At 59.5% G+C, this 17183-nt stretch carries 15 protein-coding genes; 14 read left to right on the top strand and 1 reads right to left on the bottom strand.

Annotation, left to right across the window (positions count from 1 at the left end; translation table 11 throughout):
- The first annotated feature begins 5 nt into the window (after nt 1-5).
- From AB4N43_RS01450 to AB4N43_RS01435, 4 genes are all read left to right on the top strand, one after another.
- On the top strand, nt 6-1076 hold the full coding sequence (locus AB4N43_RS01450; RefSeq protein WP_027923082.1) for an isopenicillin N synthase family dioxygenase: 1071 nt from the start codon (nt 6-8) through the stop codon (nt 1074-1076).
- A 46-nt stretch (nt 1077-1122) separates the two neighbouring features.
- On the top strand, nt 1123-1917 hold the full coding sequence (locus AB4N43_RS01445) for an ABC transporter substrate-binding protein (protein WP_027923081.1): 795 nt from the start codon (nt 1123-1125) through the stop codon (nt 1915-1917).
- A gap of 64 nt (nt 1918-1981) precedes the next feature.
- Entirely contained in the window at nt 1982-3529 is a 1548-nt protein-coding gene (locus AB4N43_RS01440) for an amino acid ABC transporter permease/ATP-binding protein (RefSeq protein WP_460152902.1), read from the top strand.
- Nucleotides 3530-3575: 46 nt separating this feature from the next.
- Entirely contained in the window at nt 3576-4364 is a 789-nt protein-coding gene (locus AB4N43_RS01435) for an SDR family oxidoreductase (RefSeq protein ID WP_027923079.1), read from the top strand.
- Nucleotides 4365-4562: 198 nt separating this feature from the next.
- Here the strand turns inward: AB4N43_RS01435 and AB4N43_RS01430 are convergent, their stop codons facing one another.
- Nucleotides 4563-5213 (bottom strand): dihydrofolate reductase family protein, encoded by a 651-nt coding sequence (locus AB4N43_RS01430; RefSeq protein ID WP_460152900.1) that lies wholly within the window; start codon nt 5211-5213, stop codon nt 4563-4565.
- 228 nt (nt 5214-5441) lie between these two features.
- On the opposite strand from AB4N43_RS01430, the gene AB4N43_RS01425 reads away from it, so the two are divergent.
- The 10 genes from AB4N43_RS01425 (at nt 5442) to AB4N43_RS01380 (ending at nt 17175) form a co-directional block, all read left to right on the top strand.
- Entirely contained in the window at nt 5442-6038 is a 597-nt protein-coding gene (locus AB4N43_RS01425; RefSeq protein WP_027923076.1) for a paraquat-inducible protein A, read from the top strand.
- On the top strand, nt 6035-6691 hold the full coding sequence (locus AB4N43_RS01420; protein ID WP_027923075.1) for a paraquat-inducible protein A: 657 nt from the start codon (nt 6035-6037) through the stop codon (nt 6689-6691). Before AB4N43_RS01425 ends, AB4N43_RS01420 begins: the two co-directional genes overlap by 4 nt.
- The gene (locus AB4N43_RS01415; protein ID WP_027923074.1) at nt 6672-8330 is read left to right on the top strand and encodes a PqiB family protein; all 1659 of its coding nucleotides are present in this window, start codon (nt 6672-6674) and stop codon (nt 8328-8330) included. Before AB4N43_RS01420 ends, AB4N43_RS01415 begins: the two co-directional genes overlap by 20 nt.
- Nucleotides 8331-8362: 32 nt before the next feature.
- Nucleotides 8363-8920 (top strand): PqiC family protein, encoded by a 558-nt coding sequence (locus AB4N43_RS01410; RefSeq protein ID WP_027923073.1) that lies wholly within the window; start codon nt 8363-8365, stop codon nt 8918-8920.
- Between the two features lie 245 nt (nt 8921-9165).
- Nucleotides 9166-9789: a lipopolysaccharide core heptose(II)-phosphate phosphatase PmrG gene (gene pmrG / locus AB4N43_RS01405; RefSeq protein WP_059182921.1), complete on the top strand. Its 624-nt coding sequence runs from the start codon at nt 9166-9168 to the stop codon at nt 9787-9789.
- 114 nt (nt 9790-9903) lie between these two features.
- Nucleotides 9904-11652, top strand: a complete 1749-nt coding sequence (arnT, locus tag AB4N43_RS01400) for a lipid IV(A) 4-amino-4-deoxy-L-arabinosyltransferase (protein WP_050590165.1) — start codon at nt 9904-9906, stop codon at nt 11650-11652.
- Entirely contained in the window at nt 11649-13172 is a 1524-nt protein-coding gene (locus AB4N43_RS01395) for an ArnT family glycosyltransferase (RefSeq protein ID WP_027923071.1), read from the top strand. The genes arnT and AB4N43_RS01395 overlap by 4 nt, the downstream gene beginning before the upstream one ends.
- Nucleotides 13173-13492: 320 nt before the next feature.
- The gene (locus AB4N43_RS01390) at nt 13493-14506 is read left to right on the top strand and encodes an iron ABC transporter substrate-binding protein (protein WP_027923070.1); all 1014 of its coding nucleotides are present in this window, start codon (nt 13493-13495) and stop codon (nt 14504-14506) included.
- A 3-nt stretch (nt 14507-14509) separates the two neighbouring features.
- Nucleotides 14510-16108, top strand: a complete 1599-nt coding sequence (locus tag AB4N43_RS01385) for an ABC transporter permease (RefSeq protein WP_460154190.1) — start codon at nt 14510-14512, stop codon at nt 16106-16108.
- Nucleotides 16105-17175: an ABC transporter ATP-binding protein gene (locus AB4N43_RS01380; RefSeq protein WP_027923068.1), complete on the top strand. Its 1071-nt coding sequence runs from the start codon at nt 16105-16107 to the stop codon at nt 17173-17175. Before AB4N43_RS01385 ends, AB4N43_RS01380 begins: the two co-directional genes overlap by 4 nt.
- Nucleotides 17176-17183: the final 8 nt, after the last annotated feature.

Genomic DNA, 17183 nt, shown 5'->3' with positions numbered 1-17183 from the left:
GCGTCATGCCTGACAATAAAAACAACAGCGCCAGCACTGACACCCACACAGCCAACTTCAATAGCATCCCGGTGGTGAACATCGCCGGTCTGTTCAGCTATGAACTGGAACACCGCCTGGCCGTGGCCGAACAATTGGGACGCGCCGCCAGCGACGTCGGGTTCCTCTATATCACCGATCACGGCATCGACCCGCAACTGATCGCCAACCTGCGCAAGGCTGCCAAGGATTTTTTCGACCAGCCTTTCGACACCAAGATGCAGCACTACATCGGCACCTCGCAAACCCACAAGGGCTTTGTTCCCGAAGGCGAAGAGGTCTACTCAAAAGGCAAGCCGGACCACAAGGAAGCCTTTGACGTCGGCTTCGAAGTCCCGGCCGATGACCCGCTGGTGCTAGCCAACACTCCATTGCTGGGGCCTAACGACTGGCCGCAACTGGCAGGTTTCAAGGCGTCAGTGCAGGCCTACTATGAAGCGATCTTCGCGTTGGGCCGGCGCCTGTTCGGCGGCTTTGCCCTGACCCTGGGCCTGGAAGAAAACTATTTCGACAGCCTGGTCACCCGCCCGCCATCCAAACTGCGGCTGATTCACTACCCCTTCGACGGCGCCGCCCACGACGCACCGGGGCTTGGCGCCCATACTGATTATGAGTGCTTCACCATTCTCTTGGCCGACAAACCTGGCCTTGAGGTGATGAACAACCTTGGGCAATGGATCGATGCACCACCGATGGCCGATGCCTTTGTCGTCAATATTGGCGACATGCTTGAAGTCATGACGGCAGGCGCATTCGTTGCCACTGCACACCGGGTGCGCAGCGTGAAAGAGGAGCGCTATTCCTTTCCTCTGTTTTATGCCTGCGACTATCACACCCAGATCAAACCGCTGCCAGGGTTCGCCCAGGCAGGCAACGACTACGAAGAAATCACGATCGGCGAACACATGTATGGCCAAGCTCTGCAGACCTATCAGTATCTGCGTCAGAGGGTAGCCAATGGGGAAGTTCAACTGCCAGGCAAGGCACGCAAGCCCGCCAGTTTCGGACATTTGAAAAATCAGGTTCAACCGTCCTGATTGAAGTTTTCAGTTACACCCTTACCTACGCCGGAGTCAGTAAAAGATGAAAAACAATAAAAAGAACCTGTTGAGCTTGGCTGTATTGGCAGCCGGTATGCTCGGTGCCTCGGTGAGCATGGCTGCGACCGGCCCGTTCAAGGTCGGCATGGAAATCACCTACCCTCCGTTCGAGTCCTATGACAAGGACAAAAACGTCGTGGGTTCCGATCCTGAACTGGCAGCGGCACTGGCCAAGCACATGAACACCACGGTGGAGTTCGTCGACACCAAGTTCCCGAGCCTGATCCTGGGCTTGAACTCGGGCAAATACGACGCGGTCATTTCCGGCATGTACATCACACCGGAACGCCAGACTCAGGCCCAGACCATCGCCTATGCCAACACCGGTGCCGCGGTCATGGTGCCCAAGGGCAGCGAAATCAATGCAAAAAAACCTGAAGACCTGTGTGGCTTGAAACTGGGTCTGGAACAGGGCACCACCTGGGTCAAGGAATTCCGCAAACTGTCCGATGAATATTGCGTGCCGAACAACAAAGGCGCGATCACCGTCAGCGAGTACCCTTCGGCGCCTGAAGTCACCCAGGCCCTGTTGTCCAAGAACATTCAGGCCCAGGTTGAAATCGCAGGCGCGGCAAAATTGATCGCGGAAAAGACCAACGGCCGAGTCGTCATCACCACCGATCACCCGATCTATCAGCAAACCCTGGGCATTTTCGTCAAGAAAGGTAACGAAGAAACCTTCCAGGCGGTGCAAAAGGCCTTCGAGGAGACCAAGAAGAGTGGTGAGTATGCCGCTATTCTTAAAAAATACGCCTTGGAAGAACCGACCTCCCATTAAGAACCTGTCCTTGTAGTCTGGTCATCTGCCGCCCCTGCATGGGGGTGGCAGATCGAGGTGCCCTATGCCATTCGATTGGTCGTATTTCTTCTCCCTGTTCTCCCTGCCGGACTTCTGGAACGCCTGCATCACGGTGATCCAGCTCAGTGCCCTGGCCTGGTTCATCGGCATGCTGCTGGGTTTTCTCCTGGCCTCGGCCAAGCTGTCCCAATCGCCCTTGCTGCGCATTCCCGCAGCGGTCTACATCTGGTTCTTTCGCAGCATTCCGTTGCTGGTGCTGGTGGTGTTCGTCTACAACTTGCCGCAATTGTTTCCCGGTAGCGGCCCGATTCTGTCCAACCCCTTCTACTCCGGCTTGCTGGCCCTGGTGGTCACCGAAGCGGCGTACATGGCGGAGATCCATCGTGGCGGCCTGATTTCCGTGGCCAAGGGCCAGAAGGAAGCCGGGCGCGCGCTGGGCGTCGGCGTGTTCGGCATGCAACGTTTGATCGTGATCCCCCAGGCATTCCGTATTTCACTGCCCACGTTGATCAATGAATACATCACGGTGGTCAAGCTGACATCGCTGGTCTCGGTCATCTCCCTGACCGAAATCCTCACAGTCGGCCAACGCCTCTATGCCACTAACTTCCTGGTCATGGAAACCCTGGCGGCAGTCGGCGTCTACTACGTGTTGATCGTCACCGTGTTCGGCTATTTCCTGCAGCGTCTGGAACGCTACCTGGACCTGAATTTCCGCAAGCCGCACACACTCGATGACGCGGCCGTGGCGAAGTTCAAAGCCTGCGCCGAAGCGCTGCCCGACAGCGGGCGCAAAGCCGCCGGCAATAATGCGACACCCATCCTGCAATTGAAGAATATCCAGAAGAGCTATGGCACGCATAAAGTGCTTTTGGGCATCGACCTGACTGTCGCATACGGCCAGGTGGTCTCGATCATCGGGCCCTCCGGCTCCGGCAAAACGTCGCTGATCCGCACGGTCAACGGGCTGGAAAGCATCGATACCGGCGACATTCTGTTGTTCGGCGAAACATTCATTGAGGCGTCGGACAAGCCCGACAGCGCCCGCCTGCGCAAAGGCGTGCGGCACATCGGCATGGTGTTCCAGAACTTCAATCTGTTCCCGCACCGCACCATTCTCGACAACGTCACGCTGGCACCGCGTTACCACGGTCAGCCAGGCGAGCTGAGTGAACATCGTGCCTACGCGCTACTGGACAAGGTCGGCCTGCTGGCCCATGCCCACAAGTACCCGCACCAGCTCTCCGGCGGGCAGCAACAGCGCGTGGCCATCGCCCGGGCCCTGGCGATGGAGCCGCAGATCATGCTGTTCGACGAGCCGACCTCGGCCCTCGACCCGGAACTGGTCAACGACGTGCTCAATGTGATCCGCGACTTGGCCAAGGAAGGCATGACCATGCTGATCGTGACCCACGAAATGGACTTTGCCATGTCAATCTCCGATCGGGTGATTTTCATGGAGAACGGCAATATTCAACTCGATGCCGCCCCTGAAACCATACGTTGCGATGCCGAGGGCGAACGAGTGCGGCGCTTTATGGGCATCGGTGCTCAGTCGCCCAACCGCTCCGCAGCGGTGGATCACGCATGAACAGGCAACTCCTTTTTTTGAGCGCTCTTCTTTCAGGAAAACACGCATGAATCTTGGAATAGCAGGACGCTGGGCGCTGGTATGCGCCGCCAGCAAAGGCCTGGGTAAAGCCTGCGCACAGGCACTCGTCAGCGAAGGCGTGAACGTGGTGATTACTGCGCGGGGCGAACACACGCTAAATGAAACAGCCCTTCAGCTCAGAGCGATCAATCCTGAGGTGACGGTCATCGCCGTGGCGGGAGACATATCGACGCCTGAAGGCCGGGCAGCCGCCCTCCTGGCCCACGAGCATTTCGACATCTTGATCAACAACGCTGGCGGCCCTCCTCCCGGGGATTTCCGCGAATGGGATCGCGACGCCTGGCTCAAGGCACTGGACGCCAACATGCTCACGCCGATCGAGTTGATCAAGGCAACAGTAGACGGCATGGCGGCACGCGGATTTGGCCGGATCATCAACATCACGTCGAGTGCCGTGAAGTCGCCTATCGAAAGCCTCGGCCTGTCCAACGGCGCGCGCAGTGGCCTGACGGGGTTCATCGCAGGGCTTGCCCGGCAGGAACACATTGCCAGTCGTAATGTGACGATCAACAACCTGCAACCGGGCTCCTTCGACACCGATCGACTGCGTGACAACCTGGTCGCGGCGGCCCGGGAATCGGGGCAAGACAGTGAGGCATTCCTCGACGAATGCCGCCGTGAAATCCCTGCCAAACGCTTTGGCTCACCCGAGGAATTCGGTGCGCTGTGTGCCTTCGTTTGCAGCCGCCATGCAGGCTACCTGACCGGGCAGAATTTGTTGATTGATGGCGGGGCAATTCGCTCCAGCCAGTAATGACGGCAGGCACAACGGAGCGGACCTCGCAACGGGGTCCGTTCCAGCGCCCCCCCGTTTAAACAACAAAAATCCCGCCTGTTTAAACGAAGCCTCCTGTTACCACCCAAAGGCTACAACGCCTTGCGCCATGGCCTACGGGTAAGACAGAATCCGCCGGCTTGTGCGTCCAGGTCCCCGTCGTTAACTTGATTCCTGTCACTGCTCATCAGTGATCGGGTCTGCAAGCCCGCCGGAACACGTTCCAGTGCGCACCTCCCCTTCGCGCACGTATCGGGTGATCAGCACGCCGCCCGGCGTGCTGGTCGAATGCGCCAACGTGAAGGCCCAAGCCTGCGCCGTGTCATCGAACAAGCGCTTGCCGCGCCCCAGCATGACGGGAAACGTCATCAACCGAAGTTCGTCGACCACTCCGGCGGCAAGCAGCTGGCGCACCAGATCGCCGCTGCCCTGGGTCAACAGATCGGCACCGTCCTGTTGCTTGAGCGAACGTATCGCATCGGCAAGGTTTCCTTCCAAGGCACGACTGTTCTGCCATTCCAGCGTATCGGGGTGATGCGTGGCCACATGCTTCGGCGCCCGGTTGAACAGGTCAGCAATACAATGGCTATGGGAATCGGCCTTTTGCTGCGGCCAATACGCCGCAAATATGTCGTAGGTGCGACGGCCCAGCAACAATTCGAACGGCTGCGAAAACAGGTCCTGTACCGCCTCGCCAGAGACCTTGTCGGCGTGGGGCACGATCCAGCCACCGAAACGGAATTCGCCGCTGGTGTCTTCTTCAGGACCGCCGGGGGCTTGCATAACGCCATCCAGACTCAGGAAAGCGGCAACGGTGAGCTTGCGCATGGTCTTCTCCTGTTGAGCGCGCGTATCGGGAATGCCGGGGATCACAGCGTACCCGCCGATTCATTCCCTGACAGATAGTCGAACGAGCCGTTGCGAAATCGACAGTACGCCGTACAGATGAAGGTTCACCGATACCGCATCGTTTTGCATTTCGATTTGCTCAATTGCAAGGCACTTCTATATTGAGGAGGTGCTCTGAACTTCCTGCCTACTGTTGAGCCTTGGCCCATGGCGAATACTGATCAATTGATCATCTGCGAGCACTGCGACTCTGTGTATGAAAAAGTCACGCTCGCCAAACACCAGAAAACCCTGTGCACCTGCTGCGGCGGCGTGCTCCAGCGTTACAACGGCCTGACGGTGGAGCAACGACTGGCGTTAACCTTCACGGCGTTGGTGCTGTGGATTTTCGCCAATTTCTATCCGGTCATGAGCATCAGCCTCAAAGGCTTGAAAAACAGCGCAACCCTGTGGGATTCGGTATTGGCCCTGAGCCTGGGTCCGATCACGTTCATCGCGATGGTCGCCGCGATTGCAATGATCATCGCGCCGATTTTCCAGCTGTTGCTGCTGATCTGGGTCCTGGGTTTCGCCCTCTCGCACCGACGTTCCCCCGGTTTCAAGTTCTGCATGCGCTGGCTGGAATCCCTGCGGCCCTGGAGCATGCTGGAAGTCTGCCTGCTCGGCGCCATGGTCGCGGTGATCAAACTGGCCGGATTGCTCGACGTGCTGCCCGGCATCGGCCTGTTTGCGCTGGCCGTGCTCAGCCTGATGATGATCCGCATCGCCGGGCGCGATATCCGTGAATTATGGGACATCCTATGAACATGCCCCCGGTCGCCAGCGACCTCAACCTCTGCCTGTGCCATAGCTGCGGCATGGCCTGCGACATGACCGGTGAGCCCCACGAATGCGAGCGCTGCGGCGCGCCGCTGCACCGGCGCAAATCCAATTCGCTGGCCCGCACCTGGGCCTACATGTTCACCGCCCTGGCGTTTTACGTGCCGGCCAATCTGTTGCCGGTGATGAACACCAAGATGGTCGGCAATGGCGCCGACAGCACGATCATGAGCGGCGTCCTGGAGTTCTGGCAGCACGGTGCATGGGACATTGCCCTGATCATTTTCATTGCCAGCATTGCGGTGCCGGGCATCAAGTTCGTGGCCCTGACCATGCTGCTGGTGACCGTCCAGCGCGGGAGCCTGTGGGCACGCAAGGAGCGGTCGCAGCTGTACCGCTTCGTCGAGATCATTGGTTACTGGTCGATGCTCGATGTGATTGTGGTGGCGATGGTGGCCTCTCTGGTGAAGTTTCAAGCCCTGGCCGACATTGAACCGCGCCCGGGCATTCTGTTTTTCGGTTTGGTGGTGGTGTTCACCATGCTGGCGGCGATGAGTTTCGACCCGCGCCTGATCTGGGATAAAAAGCGGGAAAACCCACAAAACGAGGAGGTCATGGATGAAGTCGCAAGCCACTGAAGGGCCTCAAGCCCCCGGACAGGCCCCGGTCAAGACCGGACGCAGTCTCTCACTGGTCTGGATCGTGCCCATTGTTGCGGTATTGGTCGGGCTGTCACTGGTGGTCCACAGCATCTTGCAGGAAGGCCCGACCATCACCGTCACGTTCAAGACCGGTTCTGGCCTGACGGCCAACAAGACTGAGGTTAAATACCGCAACGTGGTGATCGGCCAGGTCGCCGATGTGGAGCTGAGCAACGACCAGAAGAATGTCAACGCCACGATCAAACTGACCAAACAAGCCGAAAGTTTCACCCGTTCAGACTCGCAATTCTGGGTCGTGCGGCCACGTATTGGTGCCGGCGGGGTTTCGGGCATTGATACGCTGCTGTCCGGGGACTATATCGGCGCCGACATTGGCCAGGCCAATGGCCGCTCGAAAACCTTCAAAGGTCTGGAAAACCCGCCACCGATCACCTATGGCGAGCCGGGCAAGCGGTTCACCTTGCATACACAGGACCTGGGTTCGCTGGACATCGGCTCGCCGGTTTACTACCGCAAGATTCCGGTTGGCCAGGTGGTGGCCTACGCGCTGGACCCCGACGGCAAAGGGGTAAACATCGACCTGTTTATTCATGCGCCCAATGACCAGTACGTCACCGAAAACACCCGATTCTGGAATGCCAGCGGTGTGGACGTGAGCGTCGGCGCCAACGGTTTTGCGCTCAAGACCGAGTCCTTGTCCTCTCTGTTGGTGGGCGGTATCGCCTTCCGCGCGCCGGACTACAACCCCAACGACAAGCCGGCCGCCGAAGAGTATGCCTACGAGCTGTTCGAAGACCAGCAAACCGCCCTCGCCCCGCCCAATGGCAAGGCGCAGTTCCTGGCCCTGCGTTTCGATCAGGCGATGCGCGGGCTCAAGGTTGATGCGCCGGTGGAATTTCTCGGCATGGAAATCGGCAGAGTGGTGTCGGTCAACCTGGATTTTGACCCGGTAAAACGTACTTTCCCGGTCAACGTCGGCATTGTGATCTACCCGCAACGCCTGGGTCAGGCCCACACCAAAATGATCAAGGCGCTCAATCATGACCCTAATGACGAAGCGGCTGGCGTGCGGATGATCGGTACCTTCATCGACAACGGTCTGCGTGCCCAGGCCCGTACCGGCAACCTGCTGACCGGCCAGCTGTACATCGCCCTGGACTTCTACCCCAAAGCAGACAAAGTCGCTTTCGATCCCAACGTGCGCCCGGTCATGATTCCAACGGTGCCGGGCAGCCTCGAACAGTTGCAGGAAAAGCTTGAAGCCATGATCAGCAAGATCAACAAGCTGCCCGTGGAGCGCATTGCCGACAACCTCGACAGCAACCTTGTGGAACTGCGCAAAGGGCTGGTGAAATTCAACGGCAAGACACTGCCCGGCGTAGATACCACCCTGTCGGAAGTCAGCAAGACCCTGCAGTCGGCCAATACGACCCTGCAATCCGCCAACTCCACCATTGCCGAAGATTCGCCACAAAGGGAAAAACTGGGGCAGACCCTGGATGAGCTTTCACGTACGTCGCGATCCTTGCGTGAACTGACGGATTACCTGGGCCGCCATCCGGAGTCACTGATTCGTGGTCGACCTGACAATGCCGCGGCAAAGGACCTGAAATAATGACCGGGACGCAGAAGAAAGGAGCAACACCTATGGGTTTTTCGCCAAAGCTCACCTTGGTCACTGCGCTGTTACTGCTCGCGGCCTGCCGCAGTGATCCTGTTCACTATCACACCCTGATGCCGCCTCAAACGGGGGGCGCGGCGCACAATAATGCGGTGTCCATCGAGATTGAGAGCCTCAGTGTGCCAGCGCAGGTCGACCGGCCACAGGTGGTGATTCGCCAAGGCAACAGCGGCCTGGTGCTGCTCGAAACCGAATGGTGGGGGGCGTCGCTGGGCGATGAGTTTCGAAGCGCCCTGATCGATCAATTGGCCAGCGCCAATCCCCCGCGCAAGCTGTCATTGCGCATTGATGTCCAACGCTTTGATTCGGTTCCCGGGCAATATGGGCTGATTGACGCGACCTGGCGCCTGCGCGTGACCGGCGAAGGCAATGGGGCCGCACTCACCTGCCGCAGCACGTTGCAAACGCCTTCAGGCGCGAGCATTGAAGATCTGGTTGCCGCCCAGCAGAACAACGTCAAACGCCTGGCTGCACTGATCGGACAGGCGGCCAGGGGCACACGACAGAGTTGCCCGTCCTCCTGACTTTAATGCCCGGACACTGTTCAGCGGTGCCTCCGTCACCGCTGAACCAAGCATGACAGGATGGTTTTATATCGACACGTCAAACGTCGTGACAGGGGCCGAATAAGCGATAAGGGTTCTCAATCATTGACTAAGTTGGCAGCGCCCACATCCTGAGCAATTTTTTCACATTCGTTTCACTCCTCCGCTACCTGCCCGCCTCTAGTTTTGCTCGTAACTCTCCTACTTCAGATAACGAACGACACATGACTTCGCGCACAGTAAAACTGGCGTCATTGATCGCCACCTCGGTGGTTGCTGTAGTTGTCACGGGTTTGGTCTTGTGGCCGAGATCGCCCACTCACCTGGTCAGTGCCGAGAGCGCTGCCAAGGCTGAACTCTTTCAAGACTGGCAGGCTGGCGAAGTGGTTGCGCTGGTCCGTCACGCCGAGCGGTGCGACCAATCCAGCAACCCTTGCCTGGGGCCGGCGGACGGTATCACCCGCTTCGGCAACGAATCCTCCATGGCGGTCGGCCAGCACTTCATGCGCCTGGGCATGGCGCAAACCGATGTGTTGAGCAGCCCGGCCACGCGCACGATACAAACGTCGCACGCGATGTTCGGCAATGACCCCAAGACACAGGAATGGCTGGTGACTTGTGGCAAGACACTGCGCAACGACGTGGTCGCGCACAAGCAGGCCCATCGCAATCTGGTACTGGTCTCTCACAGTGGCTGCATTGGCGACTTCCTGGCCGAGACCGGTTTCCCGCATGCGGCCAAGAGTGAATACGGCAGTACAGTGTTCCTGCGCATCGACACTAATGGGCAACTCCAAGTGCTGGGCATTATTAATCCTGAAGACTGGAACGCAGTGCAGGGGAAATAAACAACGGCGCGCCAACAGCCATCAGTAGCCGCCGACTCGACTTGAGTTGCCCCACTGTCCATTGAACTACGACACCCACGCTGCCTGCTTGCGGTATTACGGCAAGGACGAGTCATGACTTCGCATACCCCATTACCCCATTCTACGGATCAGCTAGCCAGCGCTCGCGTCCCGATTGAACGCTGGCTCGTACCCGGCCTGTTATTGGCGTTTGTGGTTTTTTACCTGCTGCCGCTCGTGACGCACGGGCTATGGATCCCCGACGAAACCCGCTACGGCCAGATCAGTCAGGAGATGCGCCTGAGCGGCAACTGGGTCGCGCCGCACTTCATGGGCATCCGCTACTTCGAAAAGCCTATTGCCGGCTACTGGATGATCGCCATCGGTCAGGCGATCTTTGGCGATAACCTGTTCGGCGTGCGGATTGCTTCGGCCGTGAGTACCGGGCTGAGTGTCTGGCTGACTTACCTGATCGCCCGCCGGCTTTGGAACGATCCGCGCAAAAGCGCGGCCTGCGCATTGCTGTACATGAGTTTCGGGCTGATTGCCGGTCAGGCCGGTTACGCCAACCTTGATCCGCAATTCACGCTCTGGGTCAACTTGAGCCTGGTCGCGCTTTGGTTTGCCATCGACGGCCAAACGTCTCGAAACAAGGTGAGTGCGTGGGCGGTGATGGGTTTTGCCTGTGGCATGGGTTTCATGACCAAAGGCTTTCTCGCCTGGCTGTTACCGGTGTTGATCGCCCTGCCCTACATGATCCGGCAACGGCGCATGGGCGAATTGCTGCGTTACGGTTCGTTAGCCGTGTTGGTCGCTGTCGCGGTGTGCTTGCCATGGGTGCTCGCCATCCAGCATCGGGAGCCGGACTTCTGGAACTTCTTCTTCTGGAATGAACACGTGCGCCGGTTCGCCGCCGATGATGCGCAGCACGCACGACCCTGGTGGTTTTATCTGCCGCTGCTGGTCGCGTCGAGCCTGCCGTGGGCGGCATTGCTGCCCAACACGTTGATCAACGCGTGGAAGCAAAAAGGCCAACCGGCCATCGCGTTCATGCTGTTGTGGCTACTGTTGCCATTGGCGTTTTTCAGCTTGAGCAGCGGCAAACTGCCGACCTACATCATGCCGTGCCTGTTGCCGTTGGCCCTGCTGATCGGGCACACGGTCATGGAGCAGCTGAATCTGGGTCGGGGCCGTTCAATTCGCATCAATGGCGTGGTCAACATCAGCGTGGGCACCGCGGCGTTGATCGCCTTGCTTTATGTCCAGACCACCAAGGAAATCTACCCAAACACCGAGATGTTCAGCCTGTCCCTGGTGTTTATCGTGTTGATCGGCTGGATCATTTCCAACGCCTTGCAAGTCATGCGGCCATTGACGTTTTGGGCGATGCCCGCTGTCGGTATCTGGCTGCTGGTCGCATTAGCGCCGGCCGCCATACCTTCGCAAATCGTCAACAGCAAGATGCCGGATCAGTTTATTGCCGAGCACCTCGATGCATTGGCGCAAACCTCCTCTTTGCTGAGTAACGACCTGGGGGCGGCGTCGGCGTTGTCCTGGCGTTTGAAGCGGCCACAAATCGACCTGTTCAATACCGTTGGCGAGCTGAAATACGGCCTCGCCGACCCGGCCATGGACTCACGCAAAGTCACCAAGGACAGCGTCGGCAAGTGGATGGCCGAGGCACGAAAAAAAGGCGCGGTTGGCGTGGTCATGCGAGTGAACAGTGTTCAGGAAGTGCAGGAGGTCGAGCTGTTGCCTATCGACGGCGTACGCTATGAGCGAGGCAATCTGCAGATCCTGATATTTCCGAAAACCGGCCCTGACAGCGTTTCTGACAAAGTGCCGACTGGAAACCCCTCATGAAATTCTGGACCCGTGACAAGGGCCGGTTGACGCTGCTGCTGGGCGTTACCGCGTTGATTCTGTTGTTGGGGCTAGGCACCCGTGAGTTATGGGGCGCGGAAACACGTTGGGCCAATATCGCGTTGCAGATGCTGCAAAGTGGTGACTATTTCGACCCCTACCTCAAAGGTGGGGCCTATTACGACAAACCGCTGCCCTCCTATTGGTTGATCACGGCTTCCGCCTGGTTGACCGGCGGTTTGAACCACTGGTCATTGCGCCTCTCCTCGGTGATCGCCGCGTGGCTGAGCGTGTGGCTGGTGTACCTGATCGGCGAACAGCTGTTCCGCAAAGGCACCGGTTTGATTGCCGGGTGGATGCTGGCGACCACCTTCTATTTTGTCTTTTGGGCACGGGTGGCCACGGCCGACATCCTCACGGTGTGCGGCGTGCTGGCGGCGGTGTGGTGGTATTGGCGCGGACCGGACGACACCCGCGTCGGTCGTTACCTGGTGTTTTTCCTGCTGCTGTCCCTGACCTCGCTGTTCAAAGGCTTGATCGGTTTCATCCTGCCGGGTTTGTTGCTGCTGCCGCATCTGGTGCAGGAAGGGCGCTGGAAACGCCACCTCAATCTGCGGCTGTGTGCCGCCCTGCTGATTGCCGGCGTTTTCTACATGACCCCGTTCATGCTCTCGCATGTTTACGGTGCCCCGACTTATGGCGAAAGTGGCCTGGGCCTGGTGTTGCGCGAGAACGTCGTCCGGTTTTTCCAGCCGTTCGATAACATCGGCCCGATTTACACCTACCTGCTTTACCTCCCCGTCTACACCTTGCCGTGGGCGCCTTGCTGGCTGTTGGCGTGCTGGGTCGCGTTGCGCAACTGGCGCAGTGTCGAGCCCAATACCCGCTGGCTGCTCTGGGGCCTGGGGTTGCTGATGTTGTTTTTCACTGCCAGTGGCAGTCGACGCAGCTACTACGTGCTGCCGCTTGTGCCCTTCGCGCAACTGCTGGGAGCGTGGTGGATCACCCGACGCATGGCTGAACGCAACGTGGTCGGCACGTTGGTCAGTCGCGGCTTGAAGATCGGCTTCGGAGTGAGTGCCGTCGCATTAATGGCCGTGCTGGGCGTGCTGTATCCCTGGACCAACAGCGGTGGCGGCGTGATGGACTTCGGTGACAGGGTCAAGCTCGAGGCCAGCAAACGGGCTCCCTTGAATCACTGGCGCATGGTGATGATCGACGTCGACAACAAAGTGCCCATGTACCTGCAAACCGGTGGCCCAACGTTTTATTACGTGCAGCAAACCGACGACTTCCCGCGCACCGGCGACACCGCCGCGCTGATGGCCTGGTTGGACCGCACCAGTGGCCAGCACTGGAATCCGCAACTCACCATTGTTGTCGCGCAGTACCGCAACGGCGATGCGCTGCCGCTGAACTACCTGAGTGCCGACCACCAGGTCATCACCACCACGCCCACCAACGGCGAGCGACTGTTTCACGCCCGCGAAGACCAGAGCGTGGCGTTTATTCCGGAGTGATCCACAACGAAAAATTCAAACTCCGGGCCGCGCTTCCCGGCGTGCCTTTGAGAGCGGTACTATCCTTTCGCCACTATTTACACCGCAGCGGCTGCCCGCCGGTTGCTCACAACAAGGTGCGCGAAACGAATTTCTGCCGGGCAAGCCGCTGAGGGCTGCTAATCTGAATGAAAATGACATGTATTAACGGTTTCTTTGACGTTTTTTTCTCATTTTACGTTCTACATTCCCTGCCATTCAAAACATGCAAATGATTCGCATTGATTGGCTAGCGAATCGCCGTGCATGACCACTAAGAAAGAACAGGAGCTGCCCCCGGAATGACGCCCTCTTTCCCTGCGTTTTTCAAAACCGCACTGCTGACCACCGCTCTGATCAGCGCCGGGCACGTGTATGCCGCTGAGACCGACGGCATCGTGGTCTACAACGCTCAACACGAAAGCCTGACCAAAGCCTGGGTCGAGGGTTTCACCAAGGAAACCGGGATCAAAGTCACGGTACGTAACGGCGACGACACCGAGATGGGCAATCAGCTCGTTCAGGAAGGCGCCGCTTCTCCGGCCGACGTGTTCCTGACCGAGAACTCCCCGGCCATGGTGCTGGTGGACAACGCGGGCCTGTTTGCACCGGTCGCGCCGACCACGCTGGAACAAGTCGATGCGGCTTATCGTCCGGCGCATGGCAAATGGGTCGGAATCGCTGCGCGCTCCACGGTATTCGTCTACAACCCGAGCAAATTGCCTGCAGCCGATCTGCCGAAATCGCTGATGGACCTCGCCGGGCCCAACTGGAAAGGCCGTTGGGGCGCCTCGCCTGCCGGTGCCGATTTCCAGGCCATCGTCGCCGCCGTGCTGGAACTCAAGGGCGAAGCCGCCACCCTTGAGTGGCTCAAGGGGATGAAAGCCAACTACACCGCCTATCGTGGCAACAGCGCCGTGCTCAAGGCCGTCAACGCCGGCCAGGTCGACAGCGGTGTGATTTATCACTACTACAGCTTCGGCGATCAGGCCAAGACCGGTGAAAACAGCAAGAACACCGCCCTCTTCTACTTCAAGCATAAAGATCCGGGTGCCTTTGTCAGCGTCTCCGGTGGCGGCGTCCTGGCCTCCAGCAAACACAAAGAAGAAGCACAGGCACTGCTGAAGTGGATCACTGGCAAGGAAGGCCAGAAAGTCCTCGAAACCGGCAAATCGTTCGAATACGCCGTGGGCAAGAACGCACCGTCCAATCCTAAACTGGTGCCTTTGCAGCAGCTCGATGCGCCAGCAGTCGATGCCTCAAAACTCGACAGCAAAAAAGCCGTGGAGTTGATGACTCAGGCGGGACTGCTCTAATTGATTCCTGAAACCCTCCCAGGGGCTATCGCCACGGCGATGCCCTCGAACTTGCGACGACGCTTCCGTGGCGTCTTCACAGGTCGCGGCGGCGTGTGGGTGATCGGTTTGTCCGTACTGATCTCCCTCCTGTCGCTGCTGCCGATTGCCTTCGTCATCGGCGTGTCGATTCAAACGGGCTGGGCGGCCATCGTGCCGCTGGTCTTCCGGCCTCGCGTCGCTGAACTGCTGATCAACACCGTGTTGCTGGTGGTGATCACCATTCCGTTGTGCGTGATGCTGGGCCTGGCGCTGGCCTGGCTGACAGAGCGCACCAATCTGCCGGGCCGACGCACATGGTCACTGCTGGCCACCGCCCCGCTGGCGGTGCCGGCCTTTGTCCACAGCTATGCGTGGGTGAGCCTGGTGCCACCGATTCACGGGTTGTTTGCCGGCGTGCTGGTCTCGGTCATCGCCTACTTCCCGTTTCTGTACCTGCCGATTGCCGCCACCCTGCGCCGGCTCGATCCAGCCATCGAAGACGTCGGCGAATCGTTGGGACTCAAACCGTGGGCGGTGTTCTTTCGGTTGGTGCTGCCACAGCTGCGCCTGGCCATTTGCGGCGGCGCGTTGTTGGTGGGCCTGCATTTGCTCGCCGAATATGGCCTGTACGCGATGATCCGCTTCGACACCTTCACCACCGCAATTTTCGACCAGTTCAAATCCACCTTCAACGGCCCTGCCGCCAACATGCTGGCCAGTGTGCTGGCCCTGTGTTGCCTGGCGATGCTCACCGCCGAATCCGCTGCTCGCGGCACAGCGCGTTATGCCCGGGTCGGCTCAGGAAGCGCACGCTCTCAGCGGACTGTGCGTCTGGGCTCACGGGATATCGCGCTCGGCCTGCTCCTGCAAGGCATCACCTGCACACTGGCGCTGGGCGTGCCATTGATCACGCTGGGCAAGTGGCTGATTGCGGGGGGCACGCAAGTCTGGCAACTGGACGATCTGCTGCCGGCGCTGCAACAGACGTTGCTGTTAGGCGCTGCGGGCGCGGCCCTCACTACCTGCGCCGCGATCCCGATTGCCTGGCTGTCGATTCGCGCGCCGGGTCGACTGCAACGGGTGCTGGAAAGCTGCAACTACATCACCAGCTCGTTGCCGGGGATTGTCGTGGCGTTGGCCCTGGTCACGTTCACCATCCACTTTGCCCGGCCGATTTACCAGACCACGATCACCGTGTTGCTGGCGTATCTGCTGATGTTCTTGCCCCGGGCCCTGGTGAGTCTAAGGGCCGGTATTGCCCAGGCACCGGTGGAACTGGAAAACATCGCGCGCAGCCTCGGCCGCTCGCCGGGGCGGGCCTTGTGGCTGATTACCCTGCGCCTGGCCGCGCCGGGGGCCGCCGCTGGCGCTGCGCTGGTGTTTCTGGCGATCACCAACGAACTCACCGCCACCCTGCTGCTGGCGCCCAATGGTACGCGCACCCTGGCCACCGGCTTCTGGGCCATGACCAGCGAAATCGACTATGCCGCCGCTGCACCCTATGCCCTGTTGATGATCCTGCTGTCGCTTCCGCTGACCGGACTTCTTTATCACCAATCCAAACGAACGGCTGGCCGATGAACGCTCTTGAACTGCATGCCATTTCCAAGTCTTACGGCGACCATCAGGCGCTGGAAAACATCAACCTGTCGGTACCCGCTGGCAGTCGGACGGTGATTGTCGGACCGTCCGGTTCAGGCAAGACCACCCTGTTGCGGATGATCGCCGGTTTCGAATTCCCGGACACCGGCCGGCTCTCACTCAACGGCCAGACACTCGTCGACGAGACCCACGAGGTGCCGGCGCATCAGCGTTTGATTGGTTACGTGCCCCAGGACGGCGCCCTGTTCCCGCACATGACCGTGGCCGCCAATATCGGTTTCGGGCTTGCGAGCAAGGGCAGCGAAAAAAACGAGCGTATCGCCGAGCTGATGGACAGCGTGTCTCTGGACGCGAACATGGCCAATCGTTGGCCCCATGAACTCTCCGGCGGCCAGCAACAGCGTGTAGCGCTGGCACGGGCATTGGCGCAACAGCCGCGCCTGATGCTGCTGGACGAGCCGTTTTCCGCCCTCGATACCGGCCTGCGCGGCGCCATGCGCAAAATGGTCGCCCGGCTGCTGTCCGATGCCGGCGTCACCACCATCCTGGTCACCCATGACCAAAGCGAAGCGCTGTCGTTTGCCGATCAACTGGCAGTGATGCGCGACGGTCGGCTGGTGCAATCCGGCCATCCCCTGGATCTTTACCGCTACCCCAACGACGAACAGACCGCGCTGTTTCTCGGGGATGCAGTGGTCATGCCGGCCCGCATCGAAGCCGGCTGGGCCCATTGCGACCTCGGCCGGATACCGGTGAACAACCATCGCAACAACAGCGCGGCGCAGATCATGCTGCGTCCCGAACAACTGCAACTGGTCAGCGCCCAGCCCAGTCCCACCGAGGCTACCGGCTGCCGCGCGGTGGTCACCGACCGGGATTTCAGCGGCAATACCTGCACATTGACCGTCGAGCTGGAAGCCCCGACTGCCGGCGAACTGACAGGACGGTCATTAACGGTTCGCAGCTCAGGCATGTATGCGCCCCCTGCCGGCAGCGCGGTTCACGTCTCGACCATCGGCCATGCCCACGTGTTCAGCGACGTTTGACAGCGATG

Source organism: Pseudomonas sp. S2_B07, assembly GCF_054668435.1.
This window is presented reverse-complemented; position numbering and strand designations above follow the sequence as displayed.

Bases quoted from the DNA above. Each gene is read 5' to 3' on its own strand.
- AB4N43_RS01450 (WP_027923082.1), top strand. From the start codon at position 6: ATGCCTGACAATAAAAACAACAGCGCCAGCACTGACACCCACACAGCC.
- AB4N43_RS01445 (WP_027923081.1), top strand. From the start codon at position 1,123: ATGAAAAACAATAAAAAGAACCTGTTGAGCTTGGCTGTATTGGCAGCC.
- AB4N43_RS01440 (WP_460152902.1), top strand. From the start codon at position 1,982: ATGCCATTCGATTGGTCGTATTTCTTCTCCCTGTTCTCCCTGCCGGAC.
- AB4N43_RS01435 (WP_027923079.1), top strand. From the start codon at position 3,576: ATGAATCTTGGAATAGCAGGACGCTGGGCGCTGGTATGCGCCGCCAGC.
- AB4N43_RS01430 (WP_460152900.1), bottom strand. From the start codon at position 5,213: ATGCGCAAGCTCACCGTTGCCGCTTTCCTGAGTCTGGATGGCGTTATG.
- AB4N43_RS01425 (WP_027923076.1), top strand. From the start codon at position 5,442: ATGGCGAATACTGATCAATTGATCATCTGCGAGCACTGCGACTCTGTG.
- AB4N43_RS01420 (WP_027923075.1), top strand. From the start codon at position 6,035: ATGAACATGCCCCCGGTCGCCAGCGACCTCAACCTCTGCCTGTGCCAT.
- AB4N43_RS01415 (WP_027923074.1), top strand. From the start codon at position 6,672: ATGAAGTCGCAAGCCACTGAAGGGCCTCAAGCCCCCGGACAGGCCCCG.
- AB4N43_RS01410 (WP_027923073.1), top strand. From the start codon at position 8,363: ATGGGTTTTTCGCCAAAGCTCACCTTGGTCACTGCGCTGTTACTGCTC.
- pmrG (WP_059182921.1), top strand. From the start codon at position 9,166: ATGACTTCGCGCACAGTAAAACTGGCGTCATTGATCGCCACCTCGGTG.
- arnT (WP_050590165.1), top strand. From the start codon at position 9,904: ATGACTTCGCATACCCCATTACCCCATTCTACGGATCAGCTAGCCAGC.
- AB4N43_RS01395 (WP_027923071.1), top strand. From the start codon at position 11,649: ATGAAATTCTGGACCCGTGACAAGGGCCGGTTGACGCTGCTGCTGGGC.
- AB4N43_RS01390 (WP_027923070.1), top strand. From the start codon at position 13,493: ATGACGCCCTCTTTCCCTGCGTTTTTCAAAACCGCACTGCTGACCACC.
- AB4N43_RS01380 (WP_027923068.1), top strand. From the start codon at position 16,105: ATGAACGCTCTTGAACTGCATGCCATTTCCAAGTCTTACGGCGACCAT.